The organism is Pseudomonas sp. Rh2 (assembly GCF_040762985.1).
Taxonomy (GTDB): Bacteria; Pseudomonadota; Gammaproteobacteria; order Pseudomonadales; family Pseudomonadaceae; genus Aquipseudomonas; species Aquipseudomonas taiwanensis.
In genome coordinates, this window is record NZ_CP142890.1 from 2,882,076 (window position 1) to 2,897,977 (window position 15,902).

17 protein-coding genes are annotated in these 15,902 nt (G+C 65.6%); 13 read left to right on the forward strand and 4 right to left on the reverse strand.

The features are described from left to right. Positions 1 to 167 precede the first annotated feature (167 nt). The 9 genes from pobA to ureG all read left to right on the forward strand — a co-directional run bounded on the left by pobA (position 168) and on the right by ureG (position 7,254). Positions 168 to 1,355, forward strand: coding sequence for a 4-hydroxybenzoate 3-monooxygenase (gene pobA, locus VXM67_RS12970; protein WP_023380364.1), 1,188 nt, complete (start codon positions 168 to 170; stop codon positions 1,353 to 1,355). Between the two features lie 358 nt (positions 1,356 to 1,713). Further along, positions 1,714 to 2,547 (forward strand): urease accessory protein UreD, encoded by an 834-nt coding sequence (locus VXM67_RS12975; protein WP_367237054.1) that lies wholly within the window; start codon positions 1,714 to 1,716, stop codon positions 2,545 to 2,547. 9 nt (positions 2,548 to 2,556) lie between these two features. Beyond that, positions 2,557 to 2,859, forward strand: coding sequence for an urease subunit gamma (locus VXM67_RS12980; RefSeq protein ID WP_023380367.1), 303 nt, complete (start codon positions 2,557 to 2,559; stop codon positions 2,857 to 2,859). Positions 2,860 to 2,869: 10 nt separating this feature from the next. Then, entirely contained in the window at positions 2,870 to 3,187 is a 318-nt protein-coding gene (locus VXM67_RS12985; protein WP_023380368.1) for an urease subunit beta, read from the forward strand. Beyond that, positions 3,184 to 4,887 carry an urease subunit alpha gene (ureC, locus tag VXM67_RS12990; RefSeq protein ID WP_023380369.1) on the forward strand — a complete coding sequence of 568 codons (1,704 nt, stop codon included), beginning with the start codon at positions 3,184 to 3,186 and terminating at the stop codon, positions 4,885 to 4,887. The genes VXM67_RS12985 and ureC overlap by 4 nt, the downstream gene beginning before the upstream one ends. Before the next feature lie 10 nt (positions 4,888 to 4,897). Further along, on the forward strand, positions 4,898 to 5,383 hold the full coding sequence (gene ureE / locus VXM67_RS12995; protein WP_023380370.1) for an urease accessory protein UreE: 486 nt from the start codon (positions 4,898 to 4,900) through the stop codon (positions 5,381 to 5,383). Positions 5,384 to 5,399: 16 nt separating this feature from the next. Further along, positions 5,400 to 5,945, forward strand: coding sequence for a HupE/UreJ family protein (locus tag VXM67_RS13000; RefSeq protein ID WP_023380371.1), 546 nt, complete (start codon positions 5,400 to 5,402; stop codon positions 5,943 to 5,945). Further along, entirely contained in the window at positions 5,945 to 6,619 is a 675-nt protein-coding gene (locus VXM67_RS13005; RefSeq protein ID WP_023380372.1) for an urease accessory protein UreF, read from the forward strand. Before VXM67_RS13000 ends, VXM67_RS13005 begins: the two co-directional genes overlap by 1 nt. An 11-nt stretch (positions 6,620 to 6,630) precedes the next feature. Then, positions 6,631 to 7,254, forward strand: a complete 624-nt coding sequence (gene ureG / locus VXM67_RS13010; protein WP_023380373.1) for an urease accessory protein UreG — start codon at positions 6,631 to 6,633, stop codon at positions 7,252 to 7,254. On the opposite strand, the gene VXM67_RS13015 is transcribed toward ureG, so the two are convergent. From VXM67_RS13015 to VXM67_RS13030, 4 genes are all read right to left on the reverse strand, one after another. Beyond that, positions 7,217 to 7,756 carry a GGDEF domain-containing protein gene (locus VXM67_RS13015; protein WP_238546549.1) on the reverse strand — a complete coding sequence of 180 codons (540 nt, stop codon included), beginning with the start codon at positions 7,754 to 7,756 and terminating at the stop codon, positions 7,217 to 7,219. The genes ureG and VXM67_RS13015 overlap by 38 nt on opposite strands. Beyond that, positions 7,746 to 8,192 (reverse strand): hypothetical protein, encoded by a 447-nt coding sequence (locus tag VXM67_RS13020; RefSeq protein WP_367237055.1) that lies wholly within the window; start codon positions 8,190 to 8,192, stop codon positions 7,746 to 7,748. The genes VXM67_RS13015 and VXM67_RS13020 overlap by 11 nt, the downstream gene beginning before the upstream one ends. Positions 8,193 to 8,265: 73 nt before the next feature. Continuing rightward, positions 8,266 to 8,994, reverse strand: a complete 729-nt coding sequence (locus VXM67_RS13025) for a thioredoxin family protein (protein ID WP_023380374.1) — start codon at positions 8,992 to 8,994, stop codon at positions 8,266 to 8,268. A 402-nt stretch (positions 8,995 to 9,396) separates the two neighbouring features. Continuing rightward, positions 9,397 to 10,056, reverse strand: coding sequence for an HAD family phosphatase (locus tag VXM67_RS13030; RefSeq protein WP_023380375.1), 660 nt, complete (start codon positions 10,054 to 10,056; stop codon positions 9,397 to 9,399). Positions 10,057 to 10,150: 94 nt separating this feature from the next. On the opposite strand from VXM67_RS13030, the gene lexA reads away from it, so the two are divergent. From lexA to VXM67_RS13050, 4 genes are read left to right on the forward strand one after another with little or no spacing between them, the layout of a single operon-like run. Then, the gene (lexA, locus tag VXM67_RS13035) at positions 10,151 to 10,768 is read left to right on the forward strand and encodes a transcriptional repressor LexA (protein ID WP_027907615.1); all 618 of its coding nucleotides are present in this window, start codon (positions 10,151 to 10,153) and stop codon (positions 10,766 to 10,768) included. Next, on the forward strand, positions 10,768 to 11,388 hold the full coding sequence (gene imuA / locus VXM67_RS13040) for a translesion DNA synthesis-associated protein ImuA (RefSeq protein ID WP_023380377.1): 621 nt from the start codon (positions 10,768 to 10,770) through the stop codon (positions 11,386 to 11,388). The genes lexA and imuA overlap by 1 nt, the downstream gene beginning before the upstream one ends. A gap of 6 nt (positions 11,389 to 11,394) precedes the next feature. After that, the gene (locus VXM67_RS13045; RefSeq protein ID WP_023380378.1) at positions 11,395 to 12,813 is read left to right on the forward strand and encodes a DNA polymerase Y family protein; all 1,419 of its coding nucleotides are present in this window, start codon (positions 11,395 to 11,397) and stop codon (positions 12,811 to 12,813) included. Further along, entirely contained in the window at positions 12,810 to 15,890 is a 3,081-nt protein-coding gene (locus VXM67_RS13050; RefSeq protein ID WP_104881834.1) for an error-prone DNA polymerase, read from the forward strand. Before VXM67_RS13045 ends, VXM67_RS13050 begins: the two co-directional genes overlap by 4 nt. Positions 15,891 to 15,902 lie beyond the last annotated feature (12 nt).

Here is a 15,902-nt window from a genome sequence, read left to right on the forward strand (position 1 = left end):
TGTTCCTGTCCGTTAATCGAACGCTTTTTGCAAAAGTGCAGTTTTTATATTGGATAGCACACTTTTTAGCGGTGCATTGCCAGTAAAAATGCAGGGGCAAACCCTAACAGCAGATGCCCAGCCACTGCCAGTCGTGGGCTGGCATCGCCAGACAAGAGACAAGAACAATGAACACTCAGGTTGCAATCATCGGCGCAGGTCCGTCCGGCCTGCTGCTTGGCCAGTTGCTGCATAACGCTGGCATCGACACGGTCATCGTCGAACGCCAGACCCCTGAATACGTGTTGGGCCGGATCCGTGCAGGCGTCCTCGAACAGGGCACGGTCGACCTGCTGCGCGAAGCCGGTGTGGCCGCCCGCATGGACTGCGAAGGGTTGGTTCACGAAGGCGTCGAGCTGCTGGTTGGCGGGCGTCGCCAACGCCTGGACCTCAAGGCCCTGACAGGTGGCAAGACCGTCATGGTGTACGGCCAGACCGAAGTGACCCGCGACCTCATGGAGGCCCGCAAGGCCAGCGGCGCACTGACCATCTATTCCGCCAGCAACGTCCAGCCCCACGAACTCAAGGGTGAACGCCCTTACCTGACCTACGAGAAAGACGGCCAAACCTATCGCCTGGACTGCGACTACATCGCTGGCTGCGACGGTTTCCACGGTGTGTCGCGACAGAGCATTCCTGAAGGTGTGCTCAAGCATTACGAACGGGTCTACCCCTTTGGCTGGCTGGGTATGCTGGCCGACACCCCGCCGGTGAACCATGAACTGATCTATGCCCACCATGAACGCGGCTTCGTGCTGTGCAGCCAGCGTTCCCACACCCGCAGCCGCTATTATTTGCAGGTTCCACTGGAAGATCGCGTGGAGGAATGGTCCGACGAGCGCTTCTGGGAGGAGCTCAAGGCGCGCCTGCCTGATGACGTTGCCGAACGTCTGGTCACCGGCCCTGCACTGGAGAAAAGCATCGCTCCGCTGCGCAGCCTGGTGGTCGAGCCCATGCAATACGGGCACCTGTTCCTGGTTGGCGATGCCGCGCACATCGTCCCGCCCACCGGCGCCAAGGGCTTGAACCTGGCCGCTTCCGACGTCAACTACCTGTTCCGTATCCTGGTCAAGGTGTACCGCGAGGGCCGCACCGACCTGCTGGCGCAGTATTCGCCACTGGCGCTGCGCCGGGTGTGGAAGGGCGAGCGCTTCAGCTGGTTCATGACTCAGTTGCTGCATGACTTCGGCGACCACAAGGATGCCTGGGACCAGAAGATGCAGGAGGCCGATCGCGAGTACTTCCTGACCTCGCCGGCTGGTCTGGTGAACATCGCCGAAAACTACGTCGGGCTGCCCTACGAAGCGGTGGAGTAGGCGCAGTTTCCGTGGGAAATTCCAGGGTTGGGGGCAAAGCTTTCTTGCCCCCCCGCCAACTCTTCACCCCAGGTAAAACCAGGGGCCACCAAACGATCCCGTCCGAACCCACGCCACTTCCACCGCCATGGCCCAAAACGGGGCTCTGTACCGCCCCTCGTTTGTGCGCCATAGCCCTGTGTGCCCGATGCCAGAGCAGTCGCCACACACGTTTCATTTTCCTTCACCTGCGTAGTTGGCCCGCAACCTGCTATATCCAGCCATCGAATTTGATCGAGTGGTCAGGCAGGCAATGCTCAGCGGCGCCGCGCCAAACCCTCACAACGGCCGTCAGGCCACGGATATCAGGGGCCGCAGGATGTCGCTCGCGGAGCAGATCGAACATACCGAACAGGATGCTGGCTGGAGCGCGCACTTGCAGTTGCGCTTTGTCGAACGCGCCGGCGTGACCCGTCTTGGTGCGCGCCATCATTTTGGTCCTCTTTTGGTGCAGCGACCGTTCTACCCGGAAGGTGCACCGTGTCACGTCTATGTGCTGCACCCACCCGGCGGCATCGTTGCTGGCGACCGCCTGGAACTGGACATTCATCTGGAACCAGGCAGTCACGCGCTGCTGACCATGCCCGGCGCCAGCAAGTTCTACCGCAGCATCGGCCCTACCGCCCGATTACGTCAGCGCTTTCACCTGCAGCCGGGCAGCACGCTGGAATGGCTGCCTCAGGACAGCATCTTCTTCTGCGGTGCCCGAGCGAGCCTCGACAGCTGTTTCACCCTGGAGCCTGGTGCCCGGCTACTGGCCTGGGAAACCCTCTGCCTGGGGCGGCCAGTGATGAACGAACGCTTCGAGCAAGGCGCCCTGGATAGCCGACTGCGCATCGACATGCCCGGTGACCCGGGGCTGCACGAGCGCCTGCGTATCGAAGGCGGGCGCCTGGACAAGGTCGCTGACCACCCGCTGCTGGCCACCTTCTGCGCCGCGCCCGCCGACCAGGCGCTGCTGGAGCAGGTGCGGTCTTTGCTCGAAGCACTGGGCAACCCCGCTGGCGCCACGCTGCTGGGGCAACTGCTGGTGATCCGTCTGCTCGATCACGACAACCAACATCTGCAACGCACCCTGCAGCGCCTCTGGCATGTGCTGCGGCCGGCCGTTCTCGGCCTGCCGGCATGTCCGCCGCGCATTTGGGCTACCTGAGAACGCGCCATGGAACTGACCCCGAGAGAGAAAGACAAACTGCTGCTGTTCACCGCCGCGCTATTGGCGGAGCGGCGCCTGGCCCGCGGCTTGAAGCTGAATTACCCGGAAGCGGTGGCATTGATCAGCGCCGCGGTGCTCGAAGGTGCCCGCGATGGCCGGACTGTGGCCGAGCTGATGAGCCTGGGCCGCGAAGTGTTGAGTCGCGAGCAGGTCATGGAAGGCGTCGCCGAGATGCTCCACGACGTGCAGGTCGAAGCCACCTTCCCGGACGGCACCAAGCTGGTGACCGTGCATGACCCCATCGTCTGAGGAGCCACCCATGATTCCCGGAGAAATCCAGGTCGCCGATGGCGACATCGAGCTCAACGTCGGCCGCGCCACTGTCAGCGTCAGCGTGGCCAACCATGGCGACCGGCCGGTGCAAGTCGGCTCGCACTACCACTTCTACGAAGTCAACGACGCGCTGGTGTTCGAACGTGAACCTACACGCGGCTTTCGCCTGGACATCCCCGCCGGCACCGCCGTGCGCTTCGAGCCCGGCCAGTCACGCACCGTGCAACTGGTGGCCTACGCCGGCAAGCGGGAAGTCTACGGCTTCCAGGGCAAGATAATGGGCGCACTGGAGGGCCAGGCATGAGCCGTATTTCCCGTCGAGCCTACGCCGACATGTTCGGCCCCACTGTCGGCGATCGCGTGCGCCTTGCCGACACCGCGCTGTGGGTAGAGGTGGAGAAGGACTTCACCCTCTATGGCGAAGAGGTCAAGTTCGGAGGTGGCAAGGTCATCCGCGACGGCATGGGGCAAGGCCAGATGCTGGCGGCCGAGGCCATGGACCTGGTGCTGACCAACGCGCTGATCATCGACCACTGGGGCATCGTCAAGGCCGACATCGGCGTCAAGCATGGCCGCATCGCCGTCATCGGCAAGGCCGGTAACCCCGATGTGCAGCCTGGCGTGACCGTGCCGGTCGGGCCAGGCACCGAAGTGATCGCCGCCGAAGGCAAGATCGTCACCGCCGGGGGCATCGATTCGCATATCCACTTCATCTGCCCGCAGCAGGTGGAGGAGGCGCTGACCAGCGGCGTCACCACCTTCGTCGGTGGCGGCACCGGGCCGGCTACCGGCACCAACGCCACTACCTGCACCCCAGGTCCGTGGTACCTGGCGCGCATGCTCCAGGCCGCCGATTGCCTGCCGATCAACATCGGCCTGCTGGGCAAGGGCAACGCCTCGCAACCTGAAGCCTTGCGCGAGCAGATCGCCGCGGGAGCGGTGGGCCTGAAGCTGCACGAGGACTGGGGGTCGACACCCGCGGCCATCGACTGCTGCCTGGGCGTGGCGGAAGAAATGGACATCCAGGTGGCCATTCATACCGATACGCTCAACGAATCCGGCTGCATCGAGGACACCCTGGCCGCCATCGGTGACCGCACCATCCACACCTTCCACACCGAAGGTGCCGGGGGCGGTCATGCCCCGGACATCATCCGTGCGGCAGGCCAGGCCAATGTGCTGCCATCCTCGACCAATCCGACGCTGCCTTACACGGTCAACACGGTCGATGAGCACCTGGACATGCTCATGGTCTGCCACCACCTGGACCCTAGCATTGCCGAAGACGTGGCTTTCGCCGAGTCGCGCATCCGCCGTGAAACCATTGCCGCCGAAGACATTCTCCACGACATGGGCGCCTTTGCCATGACCTCGTCCGACTCCCAGGCCATGGGCCGGGTCGGCGAAGTGGTGCTGCGCACCTGGCAGGTCGCGCACCAGATGAAATTGCGCCGTGGACCGCTGGCCCCGGATACCGCCTACAGCGACAACTTCCGGGTCAAGCGCTACATCGCCAAGTACACCATCAACCCGGCGCTGACCCATGGTATCGCCCATGAAGTCGGCTCGGTGGAAGTGGGCAAGCTGGCCGACCTGGTGTTGTGGGCACCAGCCTTCTTCGCCGTGAAGCCGGCCCTGGTGATCAAGGGCGGCATGATCGCCACTGCACCGATGGGCGACATCAACGGCTCGATCCCGACGCCGCAGCCGGTGCACTACCGTCCGATGTTCGGCGCCCTGGGCGCTGCCCGGCATGCCACGCGCATGACCTTCCTGCCCCAGGCCGCCATGGACCGCGGTCTGGCCGAGGAGCTGGGCCTGCGCAGCCTGATAGGGGTGGCCCACGGCTGCCGCCGGGTGCGCAAGGCCGACATGGTGCACAACACCCTGCAACCGGTGATCGAAGTCGATTCGCAAACCTATCAGGTGCGTGCCGATGGCGAGCTGCTGGTGTGCGAGCCAGCCACCGAATTGCCGCTGGCTCAGCGTTATTTCCTGTTCTGAAGGAGCAAGCATGATTGTCCTGACCCGCCGGATCCCTGCATCCGACACTGTTACCGGCACTGTCACCCTGGATGTGGACAGCCGAATCAAGAGCCGCTTGCGCGTCACGCTCGACGACGGTCGCGAGGCTGGCCTGATGCTCGAACGTGGCCACCTGCTGCGTGGCGGCGAGTTGTTGGCCGATGCCCAAGGCAGTCAGGTGATACGTGTGCTGGCTGCCCCGGAAGCGGTGTCGACGGTGCGTTGCGCTGATCCACACCTGCTGGCCCGTGCCGCGTATCACCTGGGCAACCGTCATGTGCCGCTGCAGATCGAACCGGGCCTGCTGCGTTTTCAGCACGACCATGTGCTGGACGACATGCTGCGCGGCCTGGGCCTGACGGTGGAAGCCGAACAGGCCCCTTTCGAACCCGAGGCCGGCGCCTACCAGAGTGCGCCGCATAGCCACAGCCATGGCCACGATCACCCGTTCGTGCGCATGCCAGCCCATTCTTGAGTACACGGAGTCAACCATGAAAAAAACGATCGCCTTTGCCTTGCTGATGGTGGCCTTGCCAGCCTTCGCCCACCCTGGCCACGATGCCAATCCGTTGCAGGACGGTCTGCTTCACCCGCTGACTGGCCTTGACCACTTGCTGATGCTGCTAGGTACCGGCGTGCTTGCTGCGCTGACCCGCCGCAACCTGACACTGCCGCTGGCCACCTTGGCGGCGATGTTCGGTGGCGCCATCTGCGGTCACGTGTTCGGTGACGTGTTAGGCATGGAAACCCTGATTACCGTCTCGCTGCTGGTTGCCGCTGGCGCGTTGTTGCTGCCCAGCCGCCAGCTGGTGTTGGCTCTGCTCATGCCGGTGTTCGCGCTGTTCCACGGCTGGGCCCACGGTGTGGAAGCTACCCCTAGTGCCTTCTGGCTGTTCAGTGCAGGCTTCGTCACCGTCAGCGGCCTGCTGCTGGTGGTCGGGTTCGCCGTCGGTTGCCTGCTGCGCCGCCATAGCGGCCTGCAGAAGGCCTTCGGCGGTGGCCTGCTGGCCGGCGCCGCCTTGGTGCTGGCCGGTTGATGAACAGCGACCTGGCACTGCTACGCCTGCTGCAGCTGGCCAGCCCCGGCCTGCCAGTAGGCGGGTTCACCTATTCGCAAGGTCTGGAGTGGGCTGTCGAGGCAGGTTGGGTGCGCGACATCGCCAGCTTCAGTGCCTGGCAACGAGAGCAGTTGCACGACACCCTCGGCCACCTCGACTGGCCGCTGCTGGCGCGCTTGTACCGGGCCAGCCAGGCCGATGATGCCGAGGCGTTCGGCCGCTGGAGCCGGTTCCTGCTGGCCAACCGCGAAACCGCCGAGCTGCGCCTGGAAGAACAGCAGCGCGGCTCGGCCCTGGCGCGCATGCTCGACGGCTGGCAATTGGGCCAGGACCCGGCCTGGCGCGCCAGCCTGGAACTCAGCCAGCTCGGCGGCATGGCCTGGCTCGGCGCCCACTGGTCGATCCCGCTACGCCAGTTGGCCCTGGGCCATGGTTTTGCCTGGCTGGAAGGCGCCGTGATGGCAGGCGTGAAGCTGGTGCCCTTCGGCCAACAAGCGGCCCAGACACTGCTGCGCGACCTGGGCCAAGCGCTGCCCGGCGTGCTCGACCATGCCTTGGCGCTGGACGACGATCAGCTCGGTGGCGGCCTGCCGCTGCTGGCTATCGCTTCGTCGCGCCATGAAACCCAATACACCCGTTTGTTCCGTTCTTGAGGACTGCCTGCATGCAAAACTATCAGCAACCCCTGCGCGTCGGTGTCGGCGGCCCGGTCGGCTCGGGCAAGACCGCCTTGCTCGAAGCCCTGTGCAAGGCCATGCGCGATCACTATCAGATCGCCGTGGTCACCAACGACATCTATACCAAGGAAGACCAACGCATCCTTACCGAGGCCGGCGCCTTGGAACCTGAGCGCATCGTCGGCGTGGAAACCGGCGGCTGCCCCCATACCGCCATTCGTGAGGACGCTTCGATGAACCTCGCGGCGGTGGAAGCCCTGGCGCGCAAGTTCGGCAACCTCGAAGTGATCTTCGTGGAAAGCGGCGGCGACAACCTCAGCGCCACCTTCAGCCCTGAATTGGCCGACCTGACCATCTACGTGATCGACGTGGCTGAAGGCGAGAAGATTCCGCGCAAGGGAGGCCCTGGCATCACCAAGTCCGACTTCCTGGTGATCAACAAGACCGACCTTGCGCCCTATGTCGGCGCTTCGCTGGAGGTGATGGAGCGCGATACCCAGCGTATGCGCCCCGAGCGCCCCTGGACCTTCAGCAACCTGAAGAAAGGCGAAGGCCTGCAGGCGGTGATCGACTTCATCGTTGAGCGGGGGATGTTGGGTGTGCGGGGCTGAAGCCCAGCACTTCCACACGGTTGCGGCCATTCTGCTTGGCCTTGTAGAGCTGCTCGTCCGCCTGCTTGAGCAGCGTCTCGGCTTGATCGCTATCGGTCTGCCGGCAGACCACGCCAATGGACAACGTGAGTCGGCCAACATGGGCGGTATCAGCTTGTTCGACCGCCTCACGAATTCGCCCGGCGATGCGCCGTGCATCGGCATGGCCGGTGTCGGGCAGCAGCAGGGTGAACTCCTCGCCAGCCACCCGGCAAGGCAGGTCTTGCTGGCGTGACTGCTGGCGCAGCAAAGCGGCGAGGTGTTTGAGCACTTCGTCGCCTGCGTCATGGCCAAAGGTATCGTTGACCCGTTTGAAATGATCGATATCCAGCGCCAGCACGGCGAACGGGCGTGTGCCTTGCATCAGGGCGTCGAGGGTATGGTGCAGCGCCCGTCGGTTGGCCAGGCCGGTGAGCGCATCGCTCTGCGCTCCCTGGCGCAAACGACCGAATTTATCCCGCAACAGTTGATCGCACGTCAGCAAGGCCTGGCGGATGGATTTCCGGCGAGCGCTGGCGGCGGCTGGCGATCTGGCGGATGTCGGGGTAGGCCATCAGTACCTGGCTATCGGGGTTAACCATGACGATCGAGTTGAAGTCCTTGTCCTGCGCTTGCAGGCGGTGCGCTTCGCTTTGCAGCAGGGCTGTATCGTTCAGGCCTGTGGCCAGTTTTCGAGCGCTGTAGCGCAGGTGGCTGTGGGGCGAGCGCAGAAACTCGGCGATGCTGGACGCTACCTTGCTGGCGTGGGCCTGGTTGGCCCGTAGGGAAAGCTGTATCAGGGTGCCGTGCTGGACCCGATTGGCCACGTAGAGGGTGTTGCCCAAGGTGGCCAGGCAGGCCAGCAGCACCATGCCCAGCACAAGGGTACGCATATCGGTACGCGGACGGATACTGGGCATGGCGGGCCTGTGAGGCGGGGGACGGCCTCAAGTATGGCTGCTTTCCTGGCGAATGCCCGCCATGGGCGTAGTGCTACTGATGGCAGCAATGCGGTGCTGCTGGCGCCTGTTCGTAACGGTCGTGGTGGCGTACCCAGTCCATGGTGCCGCCCTCGTTGCGGCCCAGGGGCGCGATATCGAGGAAATTGTAGGTGTTGACCAGGATGTCGAGGCCGCGGGCATAGGTGGAGTAGGTGTGGAAGACCGTCCCGTCGTGGTCGCGGAAGAACGCGCTCAGGCCGGGCAATTCGCTTTCGTTGCCGGTGTATGGCGCGTAGTTGTACTGGCGTTGGCCCTGGCTGGCGACACTGACGCCAAAGTCTTCGTTGAACGTGCTGCCGTGGGAGGAGTACCACGGGAAGCGCCAGCCCATGCGCTGGCGGAATGCCTGGAACTGGGGGTAAGGCGCCCGCGAGACGGCGACCAGCGAGACATCGTGGTGCGCCAGGTGCAGGTTGGCGCCGTCGAAGTGGTCGGCGAGGAACGAACAGCCTGGGCAACCTTCGCTCCAGCCTTCGGCGAACATGAAGTGATACAGCAGCAACTGGCTGCGGCCAGCGAACAGGTTGGCCAGGCTCAGATCGCCGTCGGGTCCCTGGAAGCGATAGGGCTGCTCGACCTTGACCCAGGGCAGGGCGCGGCGGGCGGCAGCCAGTTCGTCGCGTTGGTGGGTGAGGGCTTTTTCGTGCAGCCACAGTTGCTGACGGGCGGCCAGCCATTGACTGCGTGAGACCACTTCGTGCTTCGGTTCCGGGGTGCTCATGATACTGACTCCGCGCTTGGGGATTCAGTAATGGTCGTGTGGGAGGGGTGAGATTCGACCGGGGAATCGAGAGGGCGACGAATGGTGGTTGGCCGGTGGCGTTTTGGGCGTATGCCGGAAGTGGTGTAGCGCCTGGGCGATCGAGCGCCGCCCGCGCGGCGCATCGCGAGCAAGGCTCGCTCCTACGTCGGTTTCGGGCCAATGAATCCTGTGGGATTTGCGCGCGAACGCTTTAGAGCACGGCGCAATATGGGGTCGTACAAACCAGGCGGTCGCGCGCGCCCGTCACTGACGTTCCTGGTCCGCAACAGACGTAGGAGCGAGCCTTGCTCGCGATGCGCCGCGCGGGCGGCGCTCGATCGTCCAGGCGCTACACCGCTTGCGTCATGCACCAGCAAACCCTCACCCCTGCATCCGCTCGACCACCTCCCACAGCCGCGAATCAGCGAAATCCGCGACCACCAACTGTGCACCTGCCGCCAGCAACCGCTCAGGCGTCTGGGTCGTGGCAATCCCCACGGTGAAGATCCCGGCCCCGCTGGCCGCCTTCACCCCCGGCAACGAGTCCTCGAAGGCAAGTGCCTGTCCGGCCTCTGCCCCAAGGCGTTGCAGGCCGGTGAGGTAAGGCAGGGGGTCTGGCTTGGGTCGGGCCAATTCCTCAGCCACCAGCACATGCTCGAATCGCGCGCCCAGGCCCATGGCCGAGAGCATGTGCTCGGCGTTGAGCCTAGGGGCGTTGGTCACCACGCACATGCCGATGCCTTGCGCCTGGGCATGCTCCAGCAGGCGCAACAGCCCTGGCATGGGCTCAAGCGCCGGGGCCAACTCGCGGAACAGCGCCTCCTTGCGGTCAGCCAGCGCCAGGCGCTGCACCGTACTGGCCTTGGGGAACAGCTCGGCAAACAACTCGCCATTGGCCCGGCCACTGACCTGGGCATCGAACTGCGCCTGGGTCAGCTCGCGGCCATCATGTTCGCGCAGCAGTTGGCGAAAGGCCTGCAAGTGCAGGGTGTCGGTGTCGGTAAGGGTTCCATCGAGGTCGAACAGCAGGGCAGTCAGCATCAGGCATCCAGGCATTGAAAAAACACACGCCTGGGGATGATAACCAAACCTGGCGACGAGGGGGGCTGTTCAGTGCGCTCCGAAAAGAGTACAAATGTGCTCCATGGACAACTTGACCCCCAAACGCCGCGCAATCCTCGACTTCATCCGTGAACGCATCGCCGATCACGGCCAGCCGCCGAGCCTTGCCGATATCGCCACACGCTTCGGCTTCGCCTCGCGCAGCGTGGCGCGCAAGCACATCACCGCCTTGTGCCAGGCTGGCTACATCGACGTCACGCCGAACCAGGCGCGGGGTATTCGCCTGGCCGAGCCGCTGCGGCGCCCGGAAATCCTTGAAGTGCCCGTGCTGGGTCGCGTCGCGGCGGGCGCGCCTATAGGCCCGGACCTGGACATCCACGAGCAACTGTTGCTCGACCCCAGCCTGTTCCGCCGCCCCCCGGACTACCTGCTGAAAGTGCGCGGCGACTCGATGGTCGACGATGGCATCTTCGACGGCGACCTGGTGGGCATCCGTCAGCAGGCCGATGCCCGCGATGGCGAAATCGTGGTGGCGCGCCTGGACGGCGAAGTCACCATCAAGCGCCTGCAACGCCAGCCTGGCGGCTACCGGCTGGTGCCGCGCAACCCGGCCTATGCGCCGATCGAAGTGGGGCCGGAGCATGAGTTCTTCATCGAAGGCGTGTTCTGCGGCCTCTTGAGGCGTGACTGATGGGCGCGGTGGTCGAACTCGACAGGCTGCTCGACCAGCGCCAGGTGTGGCGCGGTCGGCAGGTCCGGGCACGCCCACTCGGGTTGCAGCCTACCGGTCACGACGCCCTCGATCAGCGCCTGCCCGATGGTGGCTGGCCCGCCGCCGCACTGACCGAACTGCTGCTGGCCAGCCCCGGTTGCGGTGAACTGCAACTGTTGTGGCCCTCCCTGGCGCGCCTGAGCGCCGACGGGGGGCGGGTGGTGCTGGTGGCACCGCCTTTCATCCCCTATGCACCGGCCTGGCAGGCGGCCGGCGTCGACCTGCGCTGGCTGGCCCAGGTCGACGCCGAGCCAGCCGACGCGTTGTGGGCCGCCGAGCAATGCCTGCGCTCCGGCAGTTGCGCCGCCGTGCTGTGCTGGCCGCAGCGGGCCGACGACCGCTCCCTGCGGCGCCTGCAGGTGGCCGCCGAGACCGGTCAGGCCCTGGCGTTCGCCTGTCGACCCCAGCAGGCCGCGCACAACCCGTCGCCGGCCGCGTTGCGCATAGCCATCGACACCCGACCGGCGCAATGGCGGGTGCTCAAGTGTCGGGGTGGCCTGCCGCCGGCGGTTCCCATTGCCTGTCCAGGGCGGGGCTGATGCGCCATGCTCTGGGCCTGCATTCTTCTGCCACAGCTGGCGCTGGATTCGGTCCTGCGCGAGCGGGACGATGCCGATACGCCGTTGGTGTTGATCGGTGGCCCGACCCAGCGCCGTGTGTTGCAGGCGGTCAACCCGGCTGCAGCGGCGCTGGGCCTGCGCGCCGGGCAGACCCTGACCGCGGCACGGGCCCTGGCCGATGGCTTTACCTGCGTTGAGGTCGATGCGGCGCACATCGAGCAACTGCAACAGCTGCTGGCCGCCTGGGCCTACCGTTTCAGCGCCCAGGTGAGCCTGCATTATCCCCGCGCCTTGCTGTTGGAGGTGGGCTCCAGCCTGCAGTTGTTCGGCCCCTGGCCTGCGTTCGAGGCCCGCTTGCGTCAGGAGCTGGGTGAACTGGGGCTGCGCCAGCGCATCGTGTTGGCCAGCAACCCGGTGGCGGCCCGCATGCTCGCCAACGCCCACGACGGCCTGGCCGTGGCCTGTGCTGAAGATACCCGCGCAGCGCTGGCACGCCTGCCCATCGAGCGGGTCGGCTTGCCCCGTGACGCCGCCGAGGCCTTTGCCCGCATGGGCCTGCGTCAGCTCGGGCAGGTCCTGGCATTGCCCCGTGATGCCCTGGCCAAGCGTTTTGCTGCCCAAGTGCAGTTGCATCTGGATCAACTGCTGGGCCTGCGCAAACTGGCGCTGGACTTCTACCAGCCGCCTGACCGCTTCGAGACGCGGCTGGAACTCAACTTCGACGTCGAATCGCACCAGGCCCTGCTGTTTCCGTTGCGGCGCATGCTCGGCGACCTGGCCGCCTTCCTTGCTGGCCGTGATTGCGGCGTACAGCGCTTCAGTCTGCACCTGGAGCATGCCGAAGGGCCGGACACTGTGCTCAAGGTCGGCCTGCTGGCCGCCGAGCGCGACGCCGGCATGTTGTTCGAGCTGTCTCGCGGACGGCTTGAACCATTGCGCATTCCCGCGCCGGTGCGCAATCTGCGTCTGGTTGCCGATGACCTGCCGCCATTCGTGCCCCAGCACCAGGCCTTGTTCGACTCCCGTGCGCAACAGGCCCAACCCTGGGAGCAGCTGCGCGAACGCCTGCGCGCACGCCTGGGCGACGAGGCCGTGAAGGGACTGCGCGCCGAGGCCGACCATCGTCCCGAATGCGCCTGGCAGCGGGCAGAGCAGGGCGCGCAGGGCAGCCTGCCGGTGGCGCCTGGCAGCCGCCCGGGCTGGCTGCTTCCGACCCCCCAGGCGCTGGACGAGGCAGGCCACCGCCTGCTGGGGCATGCCGAGCGCATCGAATCGGGCTGGTGGGACGGTGGCGACGTACGCCGTGACTACTATCGCATCGAAACCCGTGAAGGCTTGCGCGGCTGGGCCTACCGCGACCTGGCCCAGCCCGGTCCGCTGTGGCTGCAAGGCTGGTTCGCATGAGCACCCCCGGCTATGCCGAGCTGCACTGCCTATCGAACTTCAGCTTCCAGCGCGGCGCCTCGAGCGCCGACGAGCTGTTCCGGCGCGCCCTTGAGCAGGGCTATGAGGCGCTGGCGATTACCGACGAGTGCACCTTGGCGGGCATCGTGCGTGCCTGGCAGGCGGCCAAGGCCCACCCGCTGCGGCTGATCGTCGGCAGCGAGGTGCGTCTGCAGGACGGGCCGAAACTGGTGTTGCTGGTGGAGAACCTCACGGGTTACCAGAACCTCTGTGCGTTGATAACCCGGGCGCGGCGGCGGGCGCGGAAGGGGGCTTACCAACTGTTGGGCGAAGACCTGCAACACCATCATCAGGGGCTGCTGGCGTTGTGGGTGCCCGATGACCTGGGCGACACGGCTTCCGGCCAATGGTTGCAAGCGCTGTTCGGCGAGCGCCTGTGGCTGGCAGTGCACCTGCACCGGGGCAGCGATGACCAGGCTCGTTTGGTCCGCCTGCGGGCCTTGGCGGCAGGCTTGGGTGTTCGCGCCGTGGCTTGTGGCGATGTGCACATGCATAACCGCCGCCGTCGTGCCCTGCAAGATTGCATGGTCGCCATCCGCGAGCATTGCAACGTGGCCGAGGCCGGTCGTCACCTGTTCGCCAATGGCGAGCGGCATCTGCGCAGCTTGGCGCAGTTGAGCGAACTGTACCCCGACGACCTGCTCGCCGAGACCCTTGTCATCGCCGAACGCTGCCGCTTCGAGCTGAGCGAAGTGAAGTATCAATACCCACGGGAATTGGTGCCCGAAGGGCACTCCCCGGCAAGCTGGCTGCGTGAACTGTGCGAGCGCGGCCTGCCCATGCGCTGGCCGCAAGGGCCAAGCGACAAAGTACGCACGGTGCTGGCCCGGGAGTTGGCGCTGATCGCCGAGCTGGGCTATGAAAGCTACTTCCTGACCGTACACGACATCGTCGCCTTCGCCCGTAGCCAGGGCATCCTCTGCCAGGGGCGGGGCTCTGCGGCCAACTCGGTGGTGTGCTTCGTGCTGGGTATCACCGAACTCGACCCCATGGTGCATCGCCTGCTGTTCGAGCGGTTCCTGTCCCGTGAGCGCAACGAGCCGCCGGATATCGACGTGGATTTCGAGCACGACCGCCGGGAGGAGGTGATCCAGTACATTTTCCGCCGTTATGGCCGGCACCGGGCGGCACTCACCGCGGTAGTCAGCACCTATCATGCCGCGGGTGCGGTACGGGACGTGGCGCGCGTGCTGGGGCTTCCGGCCGACCAGGTGGATGCCCTGGCCAAGTGCTGTGGCCGTTGGAGCGACCGCATCCCCGATGCCCAGCGCCTTGCAGAGGCCGGTTTCGACGCTGCCAGCCCTTCGCTGCGACGCATCCTGGTGCTGGCAGGCGAGCTGATCGGCTTTCCACGGCACCTGTCGCAGCATCCGGGGGGCTTCGTCATCTCCCAGCAGCCGCTCGACCAACTGGTGCCCGTGGAAAACGCCGCGATGCCCGAACGCACGGTCATCCAGTGGGACAAGGACGACCTGGACATGCTCGGCCTGCTCAAGGTGGATGTGCTGGCTCTGGGCATGCTCAGCGCCTTGCGCCGCTGTTTCGACCTGCTGCAGCGCCATCGTGGGCGGCACCTGACTCTGGCGACCATCCCCGCCGAGGATGCCGCCACCTACGAGATGATCGGGCGCGCCGAGACCATGGGGGTGTTCCAGATCGAATCACGGGCACAGATGGCCATGTTGCCCAGGCTCAAACCCTGCAAGTTCTACGACCTGGTGATCGAGGTCGCCATCGTGCGTCCGGGGCCGATTCAGGGCGACATGGTGCACCCCTATCTGCGTCGGCGTCTGAAGCAGGAGCCAGTCACTTATCCATCGCCGGCGCTTGAAGAAGTGTTCGAGCGCACCCTGGGGGTGCCGCTGTTCCAGGAGCAGGTCATGGAGCTGGCCATGGTCGCCGCCGAGTACAGCCCCGGCGAGGCCGACCAACTGCGTCGCAGCATGGCCGCCTGGAAGCGTCATGGTGGGCTGGAGCCACACCGCGAACGGCTGGTGCAAGGCATGCTGCGCAACGGCTATGACCTGGCGTTTGCCGAGCGTATCTTCGAGCAGATCAAAGGTTTCGGCAGCTATGGCTTCCCCGAGTCCCACGCCGCCAGTTTCGCCTTGCTGTGCTATGCCAGCAGCTGGCTCAAGTGCCATGAACCGGCGATTTTCACCTGTGCGCTGGTCAACAGCTGGCCCATGGGTTTCTACAGCCCTGACCAACTGTTGCAGGATGCGCGGCGCCAGGGGATCGAGGTCAGACCGGTGGATGTGTACCACAGTGACTGGGATTGCACCCTTGAGCCTATGGCCAATGACGCCTTGGCCATTCGACTCGGGTTGCGGCAGATTCGTGGCTTTGCCGAAAGCGATGCCCGTCGGTTGGTGCAGGCGAGGGCAGGGCGGCCCTGGCGCGATGTCGAGGACCTGTGCCTGCGCGCCGGCCTCAACAGTCAGGCCCGCGCCCGCCTGGCCGATGCCGGTGCGCTACGGGCCTTGGCCCGCAACCGCCATCAGGCGCGCTGGCAGGTGGCGGCGGTGCAGGCGCAGTTGCCGTTGTTCGCGGATGTGCATGCGGCCCCTGAAGCCGAGGTGGTGCTGCCTGCACCCACGGTCGGGGAGGATCTGTTCGCCGATTACCAGAGCTTGGGCACTACCCTCGGCCCCCATCCACTGAGCTTGTTGCGACCCCGCTTGCGGGCGCTGGGCTGCCGCAGCTCAAGCGAACTGCCGGGCGTCGAGCATGGTGACAACATCGCCGTGGCAGGGCTGGTGGTGGGGCGGCAACGGCCGCAGACGGCCAGTGGCGTGACCTTCGTGACCCTTGAGGACGAGGCCGGCATGGTCAATGTGGTGGTCTGGCGCGACCTGGCCGAACGGCAGCGGCGGGCATTGGTAGGGTCGCAGTTGCTCAAGGTGAGTGGGCGGCTTGAGCAGGAGAATGGGGTGCGGCATCTGATCGCCCGGCGCCTGGAAGATATCACCCCGTTGCTGCAAGGGCTGGATGTACGGAGCCGGGACTTCCACTGATTGCAGCGACCT

Bases quoted from the DNA above. Each gene is read 5' to 3' on its own strand.
- VXM67_RS13005 (WP_023380372.1), top strand. From the start codon at position 5,945: ATGAACAGCGACCTGGCACTGCTACGCCTGCTGCAGCTGGCCAGCCCC.
- VXM67_RS13000 (WP_023380371.1), top strand. From the start codon at position 5,400: ATGAAAAAAACGATCGCCTTTGCCTTGCTGATGGTGGCCTTGCCAGCC.
- VXM67_RS13025 (WP_023380374.1), bottom strand. From the start codon at position 8,994: ATGAGCACCCCGGAACCGAAGCACGAAGTGGTCTCACGCAGTCAATGG.
- VXM67_RS13020 (WP_367237055.1), bottom strand. From the start codon at position 8,192: ATGCCCAGTATCCGTCCGCGTACCGATATGCGTACCCTTGTGCTGGGC.
- VXM67_RS12980 (WP_023380367.1), top strand. From the start codon at position 2,557: ATGGAACTGACCCCGAGAGAGAAAGACAAACTGCTGCTGTTCACCGCC.
- ureE (WP_023380370.1), top strand. From the start codon at position 4,898: ATGATTGTCCTGACCCGCCGGATCCCTGCATCCGACACTGTTACCGGC.
- VXM67_RS13045 (WP_023380378.1), top strand. From the start codon at position 11,395: ATGCTCTGGGCCTGCATTCTTCTGCCACAGCTGGCGCTGGATTCGGTC.
- VXM67_RS12975 (WP_367237054.1), top strand. From the start codon at position 1,714: ATGTCGCTCGCGGAGCAGATCGAACATACCGAACAGGATGCTGGCTGG.
- ureC (WP_023380369.1), top strand. From the start codon at position 3,184: ATGAGCCGTATTTCCCGTCGAGCCTACGCCGACATGTTCGGCCCCACT.
- VXM67_RS12985 (WP_023380368.1), top strand. From the start codon at position 2,870: ATGATTCCCGGAGAAATCCAGGTCGCCGATGGCGACATCGAGCTCAAC.
- pobA (WP_023380364.1), top strand. From the start codon at position 168: ATGAACACTCAGGTTGCAATCATCGGCGCAGGTCCGTCCGGCCTGCTG.
- imuA (WP_023380377.1), top strand. From the start codon at position 10,768: ATGGGCGCGGTGGTCGAACTCGACAGGCTGCTCGACCAGCGCCAGGTG.
- ureG (WP_023380373.1), top strand. From the start codon at position 6,631: ATGCAAAACTATCAGCAACCCCTGCGCGTCGGTGTCGGCGGCCCGGTC.
- lexA (WP_027907615.1), top strand. From the start codon at position 10,151: ATGTGCTCCATGGACAACTTGACCCCCAAACGCCGCGCAATCCTCGAC.
- VXM67_RS13050 (WP_104881834.1), top strand. From the start codon at position 12,810: ATGAGCACCCCCGGCTATGCCGAGCTGCACTGCCTATCGAACTTCAGC.
- VXM67_RS13030 (WP_023380375.1), bottom strand. From the start codon at position 10,056: ATGCTGACTGCCCTGCTGTTCGACCTCGATGGAACCCTTACCGACACC.